Origin of the sequence: Emticicia sp. W12TSBA100-4 (assembly GCF_040253585.1) — a bacterium.
Lineage (GTDB): Bacteria > Bacteroidota > Bacteroidia > Cytophagales > Spirosomataceae > Emticicia.
On sequence record NZ_JBELAU010000006.1, the window covers coordinates 330542 to 345853 of the forward strand.

The following is a 15312-nucleotide window of genomic DNA, read 5'->3' on the forward strand; positions in this document are numbered from 1 at the left end:
ATTTAGTTTTGGTAAAAAAAGGACGATGGTAATTTACGATACGATAAAAAAATACAGCGAAACTTTCAACAACAAAACGCTGCATCCGCTAATCAATTTGGTTGATTTGAATAAGTCGAATGAATTGGTACGAACCAAGTTTACACTGAATTTTTATGCCATTATTATCAAAGAAACAAACTGCGGAGATATTCGATATGGCAATAAATACTATGACTATTCGGAGGGGAGTGTAGTGTTTTTTAGCCCCAATCAAATAATTACCAACGAACCCGAAGGCGAATTACACCAACCTTACGGCACAGCTCTGATTTTTCATCCTGACATTATCAGAGGAACAAGTTTGGGTAAGCAGATTCACGAATATTCATTCTTTGGTTATCAGTCGAGTGAAGCTCTGCATCTTTCAGATAGAGAACGAGAGATAGTGAATCATTGTTTTGAGAATATTGCCACCGAAATCAGCCAAAATATTGACCGACATAGCAAAAAATTGATTGTCGCTAATCTCGAATTACTTTTAAAGTATTGCTCTCGTTTCTACGACCGCCAATTTATTACCCGTGAAAATGCCAATCAAGGTATCATAGAGCGGTTTGAAACATTACTCAATAACTATATTTTTAGCGAAAAACTTAAAACAGAAGGCCTGCCTTCGGTAGCCTACTTTGCCGATGAATTGCATCTTTCAGCCAATTATTTTGGAGATTTAATTAAGAAAGAAACGGGTAAATCGGCCTTAGAATTTATCCATCTAAAATTATTGGAAGCTGCCAAAGAGAAAATTTTGGACACCACCAAATCAGTCAGTGAAGTTGCTTATGAATTAGGTTTCAAACACCCTCAGCATTTCACAAGGCTTTTCAAACAAAAAATTGGGGTGAGTCCGAATGAATTTCGGGGATTGAATTAAACACTAAACTATTTTTCGGAAAGCTGTCGGCGTACTACCTGTAAATTTCTTGAATTGCTTACAAAAATGGCTTTCATCAATATACCCAAACTCATCGGCAATCTCCCCTATTGTCAGTTGACTGTATAAAAGACGTATTTCGATAAGTTTCATTTTGTATTTGGTAATAAACTGCTTGATTGATTCGCCAGTGTGTTTCTTAAAAAATATACTGATATAATCGGGCGAATAATTAAAAACATCGGCTAAATGTTCAATCGTGAGTTTTGTAGGCTCATATATGTGCTTCTTAATATAAACCAAAATCGCTTCTACCGAATCTTTTAAGACTGGACTGACAAGTGTTTCTCCAAAAAGATTTCGAGCAAGAATTATCATAATACTTCGCATGATACTTGTGCGTATACTGTCAAAATATTTTGAATTTGGGTTCTCATTTTCTTCTTCCAGCACAGCCAATAAACTATGAAGTTTTTTACGCTCTTGTTTATCACGTACTATTGTGCCGCGGCTCTGCGACGATGTATATAATAATGTATTCGTCACTTGCTGCCAAAGGCTATCTTTTTCATCGGTATAATTTTTATAAATCGAATCATTGAATCTTACGAAACAGAACTCAGTCAGGGTATCAATTTCAAAATTATGGAAATCCTCTGGCCCTAACATAAAAACATCTCCTTCGGTATAATCGAATGTATTACCGTTGATGTTATGAATGCCATTTCCTTTCAGAATAAAAATAATCTCAAAATACGTATGCTTATGCACGGGATGATCCCATGTCTTAGCTTCAAAGTGATAAATACTAAAAGGCGTATGAAGTAGGTATCGCTGCATGATAATATGAAGATAGTCGCAAAAGCACCAATATATGTTGGATTTTTACAATTAACAAAAAATGTTTTTCAATTAGTTTTGCAGAGTAATAATTGTTCTAACTTACAAAATGATATTTTATTGGTCAAAAATCAGATTTTTGCCTATCAATGAAGTTGGAATTTCGAGAAATAAATAATGGAAATATACAAAATATAATATTAAATAATATAGAAATGGAAAAATCAACACGAAGAAAATTCTTAAAAACAAACGCCATTGCTCCGTTGGCATTTGCCACAACACTGGGTTCGGAAAAAATAGTAAAAAGCGAACTATTTGTTCATCATGTTTATTTTTGGTTGAAAAATCCAAATTCGGAAGCTGACAAAGCCAAATTGATTGAGGGTTTAGATGTGCTATCGAAAGTTTCGGAGATCAAAATGGCACATATTGGCACGCCAGCCAGCACCAACAGAAGCGTTATTGAGCGTGGATATGCTGTTTCTTGGCTATTATTTTTTGAGAATCTCGAAGACGAAGAAATCTATCAAAAACACCCAGTTCATCTAAAATTCGTTGCCGATTACTCTCATCTTTGGGAAAAAGTAATTGTCTATGACTCGGTTGGAACGAAGAGAAAAGGTTGAGATAAATGCCCCGAATTGGCATACTGATTCGGGGCATCTGTCTTTAGTTCAGAACTGCTTTATTAGTTTTCTCCAAAACCATTCGTCCAACTCTAAAAATAGTCAAACCGAGTAAAGCACAACCTGCCATTACGGCGGTCATTGGCAAGCTCGTTCCGTTGCTTAAAAAACCAACTAAAGCTGCTGATAATGAGCCAATTCCCATCTGAATTGCTCCCAAAAGTGCCGAAGCACTTCCTGCTTCTTTCGAGAAAGGGGCTAATGAAAGTGCCGAAGAATTAGGAAAACTAAACCCTTGACAGCACAGAAACAAGAAAATAAGCAAAATCAGACTGTATAGATTCAAGCAATCGAATGCACTTGCAACACACAGAATAGTACCTACGATGGTTTGAATGGTTAAGACAACTCTAACGATTTGTTCGGAACGAAATTTTCTGAGAGCCAAATTGTTGAGTTGGCTGCTTAGAATTAGTCCACCCGCCAACAAGCCAAATATCCACCCGTATTGCTGTTCGGTTACGTGGTATATTTTCATAAACACAAATGGCGACCCTGATAAATAAGCATACACTCCCCCTGAAACCATAGAACCCGCAAAAGCATAGGTAAAAAACTGCGGATTTCGGAAAATATTAAAGAAGCTCGGTATAATATGTCGGGGTTTTAATGAGATACTTTCATCGGGCTTTTTGCTTTCGGCCAACAGAAAAACCACTGCCAAAAACAGCAATAAACCCATGCCTCCTTGCAGCCAAAACACCGAATGCCAGCCCAAAGCCGTAATCATATAACTACCAACTGTGGGTGCAATGATAGGCGAAACACCAAGAATTAGAATCAATGTAGAAAAGATTTTGGCACTTTCTTGTACAGGGAAACTATCTCTCACGATAGCTCTTGGAGCAACCATGCCCACACAACCACCTAAGGCTTGCAAGAAACGTAAAACAATGAGCATTTCGATAGAAGTTGCCAATGCACAACCAACCGATGCAAAAAAGTAAATAACCAAACCTATGATTAGAGGGATTTTACGACCAAAGCGGTCGAGCAATGGTCCATAAAGCATTTGGCCGAATGAAATTCCGATAAAAAAGCTTGATAATGAATACGATACATCATCAACTGTAACTTTCAAATCGGCAGCAATACTCGGAAAACCCGACAAATAAGTGTCAATCGAAAATGGCCCGATAGCCGACAACAAGCCAAGAATTAGTATTAATATCGTTCGGTTATTATTCATTCGTTAGTTATAAACTGGATAAAAGGAAAAGCTTACCAAAAGCGTTAAAACCAATTAGACAAGCAAAGGTAAGCACAAAATAAATCAAAGCCCCGTCGATTTCTCCATTGCCTCGGTATATCTCGTTCCCACCACTTTCACTTCTTCTGAGGTGGTTGTTAATTCGGCTAACTCTGAATCAGTAAAAGTGATGTTGATTGCTCCATTATTTTCGGTCAAACGATGCAGTTTTGTAGTTCCAGGAATCGGTACAATCCACGGTTTTTGAGCCAATATCCAAGCTATTGCAATTTGAGCATTAGTGGCTTCTTTTTCTTGAGCAAAACGTTCGATAACACCAAGCAAAGCTTTATTGGCTACTCGTGCTTCTTCTGTATATCGTGGCAAAGTATTACGAATATCACCTTCGGCAAACGTGGTGGTTTCGTCTAATTTTCCTGTCAAAAAGCCTCTTCCAAGTGGACTAAACGGCACAAAACCAATTCCCAGCTCTTCGATAGTTGGAATAATCTCGCTTTCGTGTTGGCGTGTCCAAAGTGAATATTCTGACTGTAAGGCAGTTACTGCTTGCTCGGCATGAGCCTTACGAATTGTGCTTGCACCCGCTTCCGAGAGTCCAAAGTGTTTTACTTTCCCTTCTTTAATCAAGTCCTTTACCGTTCCTGCTACCTCTTCGATTGGCACATTTGGGTCAACTCGGTGTTGGTAAAATAAGTCAATTACCTCAATTTTTAGTCTTTTCAATGATTCTTCGGCCACTTTTCTGATATTTTCGGGGCGAGAGTTTACACCTGACATTATTCCATCAACGATATTGAAGCCAAATTTTGTGGCAATCACTACTTCATTCTTAAAAGGTGCTAAAGCCTCTCCTACTAATTCTTCATTGGTGTATGGGCCATAAACTTCGGCAGTATCAAAAAATGTATTCCCTTGCTCAACGGCAGTACGAATCACTTTTATCATTTCTGATTTTTCGCCCGCAGGGCCATAACCAAAACTCATTCCCATACAGCCTAAGCCGATGGATGAAACTTCTAAATTTTTGCCGAGTATTCTGGTTTTCATTGTTGATAAATTTAGTTTTAAAGATTATTGATTGTAATTTTTTTAAGCCTTCCGAAATTTCACTGGACTCATTTCTGTATGTTTTTTAAAGAAATTGTTAAAGTGTGTAACCTCTTGAAAACCAAGCGAATAAGCTATTTCAGATACATTCCATTTACTTTGTTTGAGCATAATTTTGGCTTCTTGCAAAAGCCGTTCACCAATTAGATTTGAAGTTGTTTTACTACTTGTTTCTTTCACCGCTCGATTGAGATGATTGACGTGAACATTGAGCTGGTCGGCAAAATCGGAGGCGGTTCTTAGTTTAATTTCGGTATGGTTTTCGTCAATTGGGAATTGTCTTTCGAGCAATTCCAAAAACAACCAATAGATTCGCTGCGAAGCATTTATCGGTAGCTGCTCTATTCGAGTCGATGGGCGAGTTTTCATAGCAAAATGAATCAACTCATAAATCAAATTTCTGATGGCATCGTATTTATGAATGTATTCAGAGTCGAGTTCGGTCTCTATTTTCTCATAAATCCCATATAAATATTCAAATTGAGCATTGTCTAACTCAAAAACGTGCGTACCCGTTGGCTGAAAAACCTCGTACTGAATCAGATTACCAAATTGATTAAAAAAGTTTGCATTGAAAATCACATAAAAACCCAAAACTTCTGTCTCGATATGTTCCCATTTATAAGGAATAAAAGGATTTGAAAAAACAAGTGCTTGTTTCTCGAACGAAAAAACTTTATCGGCATAATGAATGCGACTACCACCTCGACAGAGGGTGACTTTAAAGAAATCTCGTCGGCGATACGGCACTGGTTTATTGGCAGGGTGCGGTAATCGAAACAGATTTACATGCCCAATATCTTTGCTCAGATTTTCGGGAATCCATTCAAATTTTCGATTATAAAAATCTTCTAATGACTCGAAACCACTATTCATAATTTTACAGTTTTACATTCAGTGCAACATTCCAAACAACGTTATCACCCGCAATCGTAGAATTCAATTTACAGGTGAATATTGATGAGAGATAAACGGGCATTTTTTTCCTATTGATACTAATCATGTGGCTGTAATAATAGCCTTTTTTATCATCTAAAGTCAGATGGAAAACCTGTGGAAAAAAGCCTAAATAATAGTTTTTCGAGATTCCGATATTGGGAAAGCGTGGTTGGAGTGAAACATAAGTACTTTTCTGAACTCCATAATTTTTATCTAAGCCTTTTGAGCCTAATATATGTAAACCCAACGAAAACTTGGCAGAATGATGCAAAACTGGCACAAATTCGGCCGCCAAAAACCGATTTGCAACCCATCTATTCTCTAAGTTTCCGTTGATTGTCACTTGACTTGGGCGAACAACATACGAAGGATGAGCTCCTACGTGCCAACTAAAATGTTCGGTACGTTTCGAGCGGTATCTCAGCCAAAAAATATAAGACCAAGGCTCTCCGTTGAGTCTCCAACGGAGTTCGGGTTCAAAGAAAATATGCTTTTTTCCAACTGTCAAATTGATAATCGTGGCAGGTTTACCGAGCATTAAATTAGGAAAAAGCGATACGCCATTATTCGTGATTTGAATATTGGCAGAAGCATGCAATGGTTCAGCTTTTTTGAGTGAATCTGCTTTTTGGGCAAAAATTGCGGTATTATAAAAAAGAAGTAATAGGATTGTTTTTAGACAAAGAGTGTTTTTTTTTAGGTAGTTCATTTTAATAAAAAATAGGTCTGTTTTCTATTACAAAACTACTGCTTTGACATGAGTATTTTAAACAAAATTCAAAGCAAAACTTACGAAAATCAAATAATGATATACAAACAAAAAGAGCTGAGTTTCAGTAACTCAGCTCTCTGATTGGAATTTCTGTTATATTTTTAATTATCGCTCAAAGCATCACGCAAAATCGAAAATGATTTCAGTTTGGCATCTAAATCAAAAATATGCGAAGCCACCATTAACTCATCAACTTCTGTTTCTTCGATAAAAGCTGAAAGATTTTTATTTAGCGTTTCTTTACTGCCATAAAAAGTACAGGCAAGCATGTTATTGACAGCTTGTCTCACTTCTGGAATTTGATACACTTCGGGCAACTTCCCCGCAGGTTTGAGTGGCTTGCGTTTATTAGTGATGATTCCGACAAATAAATTAATTAAACTTGTCAATAATTCATTGGCTTCTTCATCAGAATCGGCGGCGAGAACATTTACACATGCCATTACGTAAGGTTTGTCCAAAACCTCAGAAGGTTTGAAATTGTTGCGGTAGATTTTAATTGCCGCTCGAAATTGTGCTGGAGCAAAATGTGATGCAAAAGCATAAGGAAGCCCCATTTCGGCAGCTAAATAAGCACTATCGGTACTCGAACCCAATATCCAAAGGGGAATATCCAAGCCTTCGCCTGGAAACGCTCTGACTCGGGCATCGCAATTATCGTCACTAAAATAAGTTTGCAGTTGCCTCACATCTTCGGGAAAATTATGGGCAGTTTCTTGATTTCTACGCAAAGCCATTGCCGTGAGTTGGTCAGAACCTGGAGCTCTGCCCAAACCCAAATCTATGCGTTTTGGATAAATAGATTCTAATGTGCCAAACTGCTCGGCAATAACCAACGGGCTATGATTAGGCAACATAATTCCGCCCGAACCGACACGAATTGTATTTGTTTTTCCTGCTACGTGGCCAATCAAAACCGATGTTGCCGAACTCGCAATGTATTCCATGTTGTGGTGTTCGGCCATCCAAATACGTTTATAGCCTAAGTTTTCGGCATTTTTGGCAATTTCTACGGTGTTTGCGATGGCAGTTTGGTGAGTGCCACCTTCAGCAACGGTGGCCAATTCTAAAACTGATAATGGTATTTTTGTCATTCAGTGTAATCTCTTTCTTTAAGAACGCCAAGCTTATTTAGAAAGTTTCTATCTTTCTTGCCGAATTTTACTTCAAACAAAAAGAGCAACACAATGGCTGCTCTTTTTGCTTAGTATCCAACAATCAACATTTGCACATCTGTTGACAGCCGACTGTGGGCTTTATCACTCTTTAACCCTCACGGCTTTTGCCTCGAACATATTCATCAATGTTCCTTTCAAGTTATCGTCGTCAACTTTTACTAAATCAACGTTTACATCATAGCCTTGTGCCGAGAAGTAAATGACAATTTTATCCACCGATTCTTCGATGTTAGTAATTGGAATTTTAGGAGCAGAAGAATCTCCAATTAATGAAAGTTCGCCTGCTAATTTACCGTCTTTACGTTCAAGTTTTGTTACAAATTTAGCATCACCATTTGGCGTACCTGTAACGGTAATTTCCCATTTTGCTGCAAAAAATTCAGACTGAGCAAATGTATTGAACGAAAGCCCCATTATAAAAAGGACTACAAAAACACTTAGTTTTTTCATTTTATTTAGTTAATTTATAGGTTTATACTTATTTTATTCTGCTACCTTTTACCTCAATCATTCCCATGAGTTTGCCTTTAATATTATCGGCATCTTCTTTGCTTAGATCCATATTAAGGTTCATACCATTTGCAGAAAAAGATAGTTTAATTTTTTCGCCATCTATTTCTTCTACTTTCTCGAAAGCCTGACTTCCCATTTGTTGAGAAATCATTTTACCAGAAAGTACACCATTTTTTCTTTCAATGACCATTTCAATCGAAATATCACCGCCAGGTGTTCCAATCATTTTGGTTGCCCATTTGCCTACAAAGAAATCATTGGCAGAAGTAGCATCTTTTTTAGGTTCAACGATGGCCTCACCTTCATTAGCCAGTTTAAATTCAAGCCCCATAACAACCATCAAAGAACCTTCAGCCTTTGTGTTCACAAAAACGGCATAAACATCTTGTAGTTTATCGGTCGCAACGCCAGTTAAATTAATTGGTACAGTAACTATTTTTGGGTTGAAATCCATTGTTTCTGATGCTTCCAAGAAAGCAGATTCGCCCAATAATTGCCCCTTAGGACTTCCTAAACGTAGTTCTACTTTTCCACCAACAGCATTGAGTTGCGGTTTTGGAGCAGTAGCCATTACAACCAATTCTTTCAAACCTGCCAAATCGATTTGTTTCATGGCCATGTATGAGCCAGATTTTGCGGGAATTGCCAAATTTCTACCACCAAAAGCCATTTTATTAATATCAACATACTCATCAAATCCGTGTGGGTCGATTTTTGAATTTTTCAATACAAAACTCTGCTCGGATTTCAACGAAGGCAAGCCATTTGCACCTTGGTCTTCGTAAGCTGCACGCACGATATAAACGCCTTTTCCTTTATCTGACGATGGGATTTTAGCAGTAAACATACCTTTTGTTGGTAAACCTTTCTCTTTTGGTTTTTCGTTGGCAATATTTAGAATGTATTTTACCATTTCAGAGGCATCAGCCGTAGAAAGTTGCGGATGTCCTGCCATTGCAGTCTCGCCCCAAACACCACTTCCGCCCGAAATTACCTTTTTCGTTAGGTTTTCGAGTGCTTTGTTATCGCCTTTGTATTTGTTGGCCACATCACGGTAGCTTGGTCCGATAGATTTCTTTTCTTTGCTGTGGCAAGCCATACAATCGCTGGCTTCGATGAGTTTTTTACCCGTAGCATAAGCAGCACTTGCATCGGCCGAACGGTGCCCCATTGCAATCATGTTTTTATCGAAGCCTTCTTCCAAGTAATCAATATTTACAGCCACGTTTTCAGCTGCGATACCTTTTTCAAGTTCGCCATCTTCTTTGTCTTTTACTTTGATTTCGTAAGGGAACGATTTATTGGCAACGTAGAAAGATTTATTGCTGGTTGGCATTTCCAAACTCAACATTGGCGGCTCATTTCCTGCCGTAATTTCCATTGATTGTGAGTTGATTCCACCTTTGCCATCATTTACCGTGAGTGTAACTTTATACGTACCCATTTTGGTAAGCGTCAAGTTCGCATCTGGCGTAGCAATTACTTTATTGAAACCTGTTTTTGAAGTAATTTTCCACGAGTACGTCAATAAATCGCCATCAGCGTCAGTTGTACCTTTTGAAGTCAATTTTAAGTTGAAAGGCACTGAACCACCCATTTGATTGGCTGCTAACTGAATTTGTGGTTTACGATTTCCGCCATTGTATTCGATGCGAATCAAACGAGCATCATCATTGGCCGTAAACCAACCACTACCGTATTCGAGCATGTACAAATCGCCATTTTCAGCAAATTCCATGTCCATCGGATTGCTAAATTTATAGCTTGGCATAAAACGTTCCATCGAAACAAAATTACCTTCTTTATCCATCGTTACAGCCATAATCCAGCCACGCATCCACTCGTATTCTAAGAATTTTCCATCGTAATATTTCGGAAATGCTTTTGGTGCAGTTTTGAAATCTTCTGAATAGAAAACTGGCCCAGCCATGGCATTTCTACCGCCACTTCCTACTAATGGAAACTCTTTCGATTCGCCGTAAGGATACCAAACAAAGGCTTTCTGAGCAGGTGGTAATACTTTCAAACCTGTGTTGCTTGGCGAAGTATTGGTCGGAGCATTTACATCCCATTTTTCGAGCGATTTATTGGCTACGAAATCAAATTTATTGTAAGCTTTATTATCGCCTACGAAGTGTGGCCAACCAAAATTACCAGCTTTGCGAGCTTGACCAACCTCATCGTGTCCAGCAGGGCCACGAGTTGAATCTGGCTTAGAAGCATCGGGGCCAACTTCGCCCCAATAAACATAGCCAGTCTTTTTATCCACCGAAATACGGAACGGATTACGGTGTCCCATGGTATAGATTTCTGGGCGAGTGCCAGCCATGCCTTTCGGGAAAAGGTTTCCTTCTGGAATTGTGTAGCTTCCATCGGGTTGAGGCTTGATTCTGATGATTTTCCCACGTAAATCATTCGTATTTGCCGAAGATTTCTGAGCATCCCACGCTTCACGGCCTGGGCGTTCGTCGCTTGGACTATAGCCATTTGAGCCGTGAGGATTGGTATTATCACCTGTCGATAAATACAAATTACCCGTTTTGTCCCAAGCAATTGAGCCACCTGTGTGGCAACATTCTTCACGCTGAGTTTCTACTCTTAGCATTTCTTTTTCAGATGCTAAAAGTATGTCATCGCCTTTCATCGTAAATCTTGAAAGTTGATTATACGACCCTTTGGTTGATGAATAATACAAATAAATCCATTGGTTTTGAGCGAAATTCGGGTCTTTGTTTAAGCCCAAAAGTCCGTCTTCGGCTACTGATTCCTTACCTTCTTTACTCACATATTTTAAACTTACAGGAAGTTTGGCAATCGTTTTGAGGGTCTTAGTTTTTACGTTGTATAATCTAATTTCACCTTTGCGTTGAATAAAAAGCACACGGTCTTTATCCAGTAGTGAAAGCTCCATTGGTTCGTCGAGTTTTTCTTCCAAAACTACTTTCGTAAAACGGTTTTCTTCTGGACGTGCCTTTGAGAAATCGAGCGATTTTGGCGTTTCGCCACCTGCTGCATATTTGATACCTGCATACAAATGATTCAAAAAAAGCGGTTCGGCGAAAGTTTCGTCAGTATGCCCCATGGCAGTATAGAATGAACGTCCACCATCAAACTCTTGAAACCAACTGATTGGGTGGTCAGCACCATTTTTGCCTCCTGTATAGCTTTTTTCATCAATTTTAAGCACTACACTGATTTTCGAAGAAATATCTTTGAAGCTGTAAAACTCGTCCGAACGCTCAAATTCATCGGGCATTCCTGCTGTTAGTTCATTCTTTTTGGTTACATAAAACTTACCTCTCTGCACATTATTAGGCATTGGGTGGTCAAGAAACCATGCACCTGCCAATTTATTATACCAAGGCCATTCGTATTCGGTATCTGTTGCGGCGTGAATACCCACATATCCTCCACCCGCTTGAATGTATCGTTCAAACGAATTTTGTTGCTCGTTATTCAAAATATCGCCCGTTGTATTTAAGAAAATAACTGTATTGAATTTCTTCAAGTTAAGTTCTGTAAACTGACTTGCATCTTCTGAGAAGCTTACGCCAAAACCTTTTTCTTTCGCCATTTTAGCGAGTGCAGTTTTACCTGCTTCAATAGACTGATGTCTGAACGCCGCCGTTTTGCTAAAAACCAATACATTGATTTTGGTTTGTGCAAACGCAGTACTGACAAAAAACAGCATGAATGCTGTCTTGAGAAAAAATTTGTTCATATTTATACTTGATTTTTGGAACGCTGATGACACGGATGCAAGCAACGCTGATTCTTACGGATTTTTAATAAAACTCTTTCTATTATTTTCAAATACTTTTCTTCTAAATTCGGGTTTCTTGCCAAAATTCAACAATAAACCTACTTCCATATTGGTTGCTTTTAGGTAATTTATTAACTGATATTCAAAATCTTCTACAATACATTCTGCGGCTTTCAACTCTAATATCACTTTTTCATTGATAATCAAATCTGCATAATACTCACCAACTTCTACACCCTTATAATTTACTTTAATTTGTTTTTGGGCTTCTACATAAAAACCCCTTGATTTAAGTTCCAAATACATAGAGTTCTGATACACTTTTTCTAAAAAACCATATCCAAGTTCATTGTAGACGTCGAAATAGACTTTTAAAATTGAATCCGTCAAAGTTTTGTGCAAAAGTTCCATTTATTATTATTTTTTAAATCCGTGAAAATCAGCGTTTCCGCAGGAATCAGCATCATCAGCGTTCCAAAACTATTCCTCCATATAATTCAAATCTTTATGAAAAGTCTCTTCTAAATTGCTCAAACCCCAAAAGGCCAGTAAAATAGCCACAACCCCAACAACCATTGCAGATTGAACCGTTCCGATGTAAGGATTTAGAAAACCAAAAAGCAGGGTTTGCGGAATAACCGTTGCACGAAGGATATTCAATGAAGAAGTCGTAACGGTTGCTCTGATATTTGTGCCGTATTGCTCGGCGGCAAGTGTGAGCAACACAATTGAGTAGCCAACACAGAAACCAAGAAAAAGCAATAAACCATAATAAAGCATAAGCGATTGATTACCGATAGCAAAAAATAATACCGCACCAATTGCATAAAGTGATAAGTACAGGCGAATGGCTTTTTTACGACTTTGAAGATATTGGCTTACCAGTCCACCAGTTAAATCACCAAAAGTAAAACCGATAAAATAGTAGGTAAAAACCGCAGATACCGATGGAATTTCGGTCATTCCCCATGCTTTGGCAATCTCGGGAGTAAAAGTCATTACTACGCCATTGACGTACCAAACAGGAAAACCCAACACGCAAATACTGATATATTTAATGATATATGCTTTATTTTTGAATAAAAGTCGTAGATTTCCTTTATTGGATGTTTTTTCTTTCATAGCATTAAACAGACCAGACTCTAAAACACCTAAACGTAGAATCAAGAGAGCAAAACCTAATCCTCCACCCAACTGATAGGTAAATTGCCAAGAATATTTACCGCCAATATACGCTCCAGCGATTGCTCCGAGCATACCGCTGCCGCCGATAATTGCGGGACCAATACCTCGATATTTTTGTGGCATTTGCTCAGTTACGAGTGTGATAGCAGCACCGAGTTCGCCCGCTAAGCCAACACCCGCCAAAAACCTAAGTAATAAGTAAATTTCAAAATTAGGAGCATAAGCATTGACAAAAGTGGCCGTGGAGTATAACAATATTGAGCCAAAAAGCACCGAAAGCCTGCCGAATTTATCGCCAATAATTCCCCAAATGAAACCACCGATTAACATTCCAACCATTTGGATATTGATTAATGATACACCTTTCGAGAGTAATTCAGCTTCGGGAACGCCCAGTTCTAAAAGACTTTTTGAACGTACAATACTCAAAATGATGATATCGTACAAATCAACAAAAAAGCCCAATGCTGAGGCAATAATTGCAAGCCAAATGTGTTTTTTCATACCCCTATTTTATATTTTTATTGATTGATTTCTAATTATTAAGCACTGATTCAGTCAGGAACTACATCAAATTAGCCACTTGATTTGGTCATTTCTACTTCAATACTTCGGGCATTAGCTGTCATTACAACCGCCTTTCTTTTAGTCTCACTTATATATCATTATGGTTTACGGAACAAATGTAAAATAATTTCTAATTATTGTCTAATTTTTAGACAATATATTTTTATTTTATATTATATTTGAATAATTATATTTTACGAACGGTATTTGTAAAGGATAAGCCGTAATTTTGTGGCTAAACAAATTCATCGATATGAAATTATTTGACGAAGAAAATTTCATCAATCAGCTTTCGATAGATTGTGTGATTTTTGGGTATAAAGAAAAAGAATTGAAGGTGTTGGTGCCGAAAATAAATCTATCAAAAGATTTATGGGCGTTGCCAGGCGGCTTTATTCAACAAGATGAAAGTATTGACGAAGCTGCTCAAAGAATTTTACAAGAAAGAACAGGGTTGATAGATATTTTTTTAGAGCAATATAGAGTTTTTGGACAAACAGAACGCACCAATAAAGAAGTTTTTGACGAATTCAGCTCAATAAAAAATGAGCTTTTGGAGCAACATCCATTTAGCAAGAGTGATATTACTTGGCTTTCAAAACGATTTGTTTCGATTGGCTATTATGCCTTGGTTGATATAAACAAAGTAAATCCACAAAAGGGAGATTTTGACGAATCGATTGATTGGTATAATATCAAAGATTTACCAAACATGATAATGGACCACAACGAAATGGTCACTTATGCACTCGAAACACTTCGCCAAAACCTTGACCATAAGCTAATTGGCTTTAATTTATTGCCAGAAACTTTCACGATGAAAGAAGTCCAAGAACTTTACGAAGCCATTTATGACAAGCCTTTTGCCAGAAACAACTTTCAAAAGAAAATTCTGGATATGAATGTTTTAGAACGCCTCGAAAAGAAATTTACGGGTGCGGCCAACAAAGCTCCGTATTTATATAAGTTTAAAAACTGATGTTTCTTACTTATGAAATGTATTTGTGCGAACCATCGCAGTTGGGTAGCCTTTTCGATAGCCCACAAATGCAATCATTAAAGCCTTTGCCATTCATTATTCGTTCGGTGTAGCTTTCTATTCTTGAATTACGAGCCTTTGAAGATTTCGCCCCAGTAAAATAAATATTGTAAGCTCTTTGGCGGCCTGGAGTAAGTGCTTCAAAAGCTGTTTTAAAGGCTGTATCGGATTTAAACTTTTGAAGTAATTCATCAGGAAAAGCTAATTCGGCTTTCACCTCGGATACCACTTTTAAACCTGCTTTTTCAACCTCCATGGCTTCATAAATATAGGCTTTCAAGGTTTGGGTCAAATCGTTTATTTCCTGAATTTCAGTAAATGGAATAATACGACCTGATTGAGTATTTTCGCCTGGTTTTTGTAAAATATTTTCTGAATCATGCAATAACACTCCTTTAAGAAAACTAATGAAACAATAATCTTTAAATCCTCCGAGAAGGATAACATTAGTGTTATTGAACGTATAGCAGGGCTGTCCCCATTTTAGTTCTTCGGTCAGGCCACAAGCGAGAACAATATTTCTCAGTCTTTTGAGTTCTTCCTGCCATTTGGCACTTTTTTCTAAAAATTCATCCACTTTTGGGTTCATGTACTTGA

At 37.8% G+C, this 15312-nt stretch carries 14 protein-coding genes; 3 read left to right on the forward strand and 11 right to left on the reverse strand.

Annotated features, from left to right (window positions below; translation table 11 throughout):
• Window positions 1–25: 25 nt before the first annotated feature.
• Entirely contained in the window at window positions 26–913 is an 888-nt protein-coding gene (locus tag ABR854_RS10600; RefSeq protein ID WP_350265368.1) for a helix-turn-helix domain-containing protein, read from the forward strand.
• Window positions 914–916: 3 nt separating this feature from the next.
• Here the strand turns inward: ABR854_RS10600 and ABR854_RS10605 are convergent, their stop codons facing one another.
• Window positions 917–1753, reverse strand: coding sequence for an AraC family transcriptional regulator (locus ABR854_RS10605; RefSeq protein ID WP_350265369.1), 837 nt, complete (start codon window positions 1751–1753; stop codon window positions 917–919).
• 215 nt (window positions 1754–1968) lie between these two features.
• On the opposite strand from ABR854_RS10605, the gene ABR854_RS10610 reads away from it, so the two are divergent.
• Window positions 1969–2382: a Dabb family protein gene (locus tag ABR854_RS10610; protein ID WP_350265370.1), complete on the forward strand. Its 414-nt coding sequence runs from the start codon at window positions 1969–1971 to the stop codon at window positions 2380–2382.
• Between the two features lie 43 nt (window positions 2383–2425).
• On the opposite strand, the gene ABR854_RS10615 is transcribed toward ABR854_RS10610, so the two are convergent.
• The 9 genes from ABR854_RS10615 to ABR854_RS10655 all read right to left on the reverse strand — a co-directional run bounded on the left by ABR854_RS10615 (window position 2426) and on the right by ABR854_RS10655 (window position 13613).
• Entirely contained in the window at window positions 2426–3631 is a 1206-nt protein-coding gene (locus ABR854_RS10615; RefSeq protein ID WP_350265371.1) for a multidrug effflux MFS transporter, read from the reverse strand.
• Window positions 3632–3715: 84 nt separating this feature from the next.
• Window positions 3716–4699, reverse strand: a complete 984-nt coding sequence (locus tag ABR854_RS10620; RefSeq protein WP_350265372.1) for an aldo/keto reductase — start codon at window positions 4697–4699, stop codon at window positions 3716–3718.
• A 42-nt stretch (window positions 4700–4741) separates the two neighbouring features.
• Window positions 4742–5635, reverse strand: a complete 894-nt coding sequence (locus ABR854_RS10625) for a helix-turn-helix domain-containing protein (RefSeq protein ID WP_350265373.1) — start codon at window positions 5633–5635, stop codon at window positions 4742–4744.
• A gap of 4 nt (window positions 5636–5639) precedes the next feature.
• Window positions 5640–6407, reverse strand: coding sequence for a hypothetical protein (locus ABR854_RS10630; RefSeq protein WP_350265374.1), 768 nt, complete (start codon window positions 6405–6407; stop codon window positions 5640–5642).
• 164 nt (window positions 6408–6571) lie between these two features.
• Window positions 6572–7564 carry an LLM class flavin-dependent oxidoreductase gene (locus ABR854_RS10635; protein ID WP_350265375.1) on the reverse strand — a complete coding sequence of 331 codons (993 nt, stop codon included), beginning with the start codon at window positions 7562–7564 and terminating at the stop codon, window positions 6572–6574.
• A 165-nt stretch (window positions 7565–7729) separates the two neighbouring features.
• Window positions 7730–8098, reverse strand: a complete 369-nt coding sequence (locus ABR854_RS10640; protein ID WP_350265376.1) for a hypothetical protein — start codon at window positions 8096–8098, stop codon at window positions 7730–7732.
• Window positions 8099–8126: 28 nt separating this feature from the next.
• Window positions 8127–11882, reverse strand: a complete 3756-nt coding sequence (locus ABR854_RS10645) for a ThuA domain-containing protein (RefSeq protein ID WP_350265377.1) — start codon at window positions 11880–11882, stop codon at window positions 8127–8129.
• A gap of 54 nt (window positions 11883–11936) precedes the next feature.
• On the reverse strand, window positions 11937–12335 hold the full coding sequence (locus ABR854_RS10650; RefSeq protein ID WP_350265378.1) for a GxxExxY protein: 399 nt from the start codon (window positions 12333–12335) through the stop codon (window positions 11937–11939).
• 69 nt (window positions 12336–12404) lie between these two features.
• Entirely contained in the window at window positions 12405–13613 is a 1209-nt protein-coding gene (locus ABR854_RS10655) for an MFS transporter (RefSeq protein WP_350265379.1), read from the reverse strand.
• Window positions 13614–13929: 316 nt separating this feature from the next.
• On the opposite strand from ABR854_RS10655, the gene ABR854_RS10660 reads away from it, so the two are divergent.
• Window positions 13930–14655 (forward strand): NUDIX hydrolase, encoded by a 726-nt coding sequence (locus tag ABR854_RS10660; protein ID WP_350265380.1) that lies wholly within the window; start codon window positions 13930–13932, stop codon window positions 14653–14655.
• Between the two features lie 10 nt (window positions 14656–14665).
• Here ABR854_RS10660 and ABR854_RS10665 read toward each other — a convergent pair whose 3' ends face one another.
• Window positions 14666–15304, reverse strand: coding sequence for a DUF1801 domain-containing protein (locus tag ABR854_RS10665; RefSeq protein WP_350265381.1), 639 nt, complete (start codon window positions 15302–15304; stop codon window positions 14666–14668).
• Between the last annotated feature and the right edge of the window lie 8 nt (window positions 15305–15312).

Coding starts and splice junctions, on each gene's coding strand:
- ABR854_RS10600 (WP_350265368.1), top strand. CDS start 26: ATGGTAATTTACGATACGATAAAAAAATACAGCGAAACTTTCAACAAC.
- ABR854_RS10605 (WP_350265369.1), bottom strand. CDS start 1,753: ATGCAGCGATACCTACTTCATACGCCTTTTAGTATTTATCACTTTGAA.
- ABR854_RS10610 (WP_350265370.1), top strand. CDS start 1,969: ATGGAAAAATCAACACGAAGAAAATTCTTAAAAACAAACGCCATTGCT.
- ABR854_RS10615 (WP_350265371.1), bottom strand. CDS start 3,631: ATGAATAATAACCGAACGATATTAATACTAATTCTTGGCTTGTTGTCG.
- ABR854_RS10620 (WP_350265372.1), bottom strand. CDS start 4,699: ATGAAAACCAGAATACTCGGCAAAAATTTAGAAGTTTCATCCATCGGC.
- ABR854_RS10625 (WP_350265373.1), bottom strand. CDS start 5,635: ATGAATAGTGGTTTCGAGTCATTAGAAGATTTTTATAATCGAAAATTT.
- ABR854_RS10630 (WP_350265374.1), bottom strand. CDS start 6,407: ATGAACTACCTAAAAAAAAACACTCTTTGTCTAAAAACAATCCTATTA.
- ABR854_RS10635 (WP_350265375.1), bottom strand. CDS start 7,564: ATGACAAAAATACCATTATCAGTTTTAGAATTGGCCACCGTTGCTGAA.
- ABR854_RS10640 (WP_350265376.1), bottom strand. CDS start 8,098: ATGAAAAAACTAAGTGTTTTTGTAGTCCTTTTTATAATGGGGCTTTCG.
- ABR854_RS10645 (WP_350265377.1), bottom strand. CDS start 11,882: ATGAACAAATTTTTTCTCAAGACAGCATTCATGCTGTTTTTTGTCAGT.
- ABR854_RS10650 (WP_350265378.1), bottom strand. CDS start 12,335: ATGGAACTTTTGCACAAAACTTTGACGGATTCAATTTTAAAAGTCTAT.
- ABR854_RS10655 (WP_350265379.1), bottom strand. CDS start 13,613: ATGAAAAAACACATTTGGCTTGCAATTATTGCCTCAGCATTGGGCTTT.
- ABR854_RS10660 (WP_350265380.1), top strand. CDS start 13,930: ATGAAATTATTTGACGAAGAAAATTTCATCAATCAGCTTTCGATAGAT.
- ABR854_RS10665 (WP_350265381.1), bottom strand. CDS start 15,304: ATGAACCCAAAAGTGGATGAATTTTTAGAAAAAAGTGCCAAATGGCAG.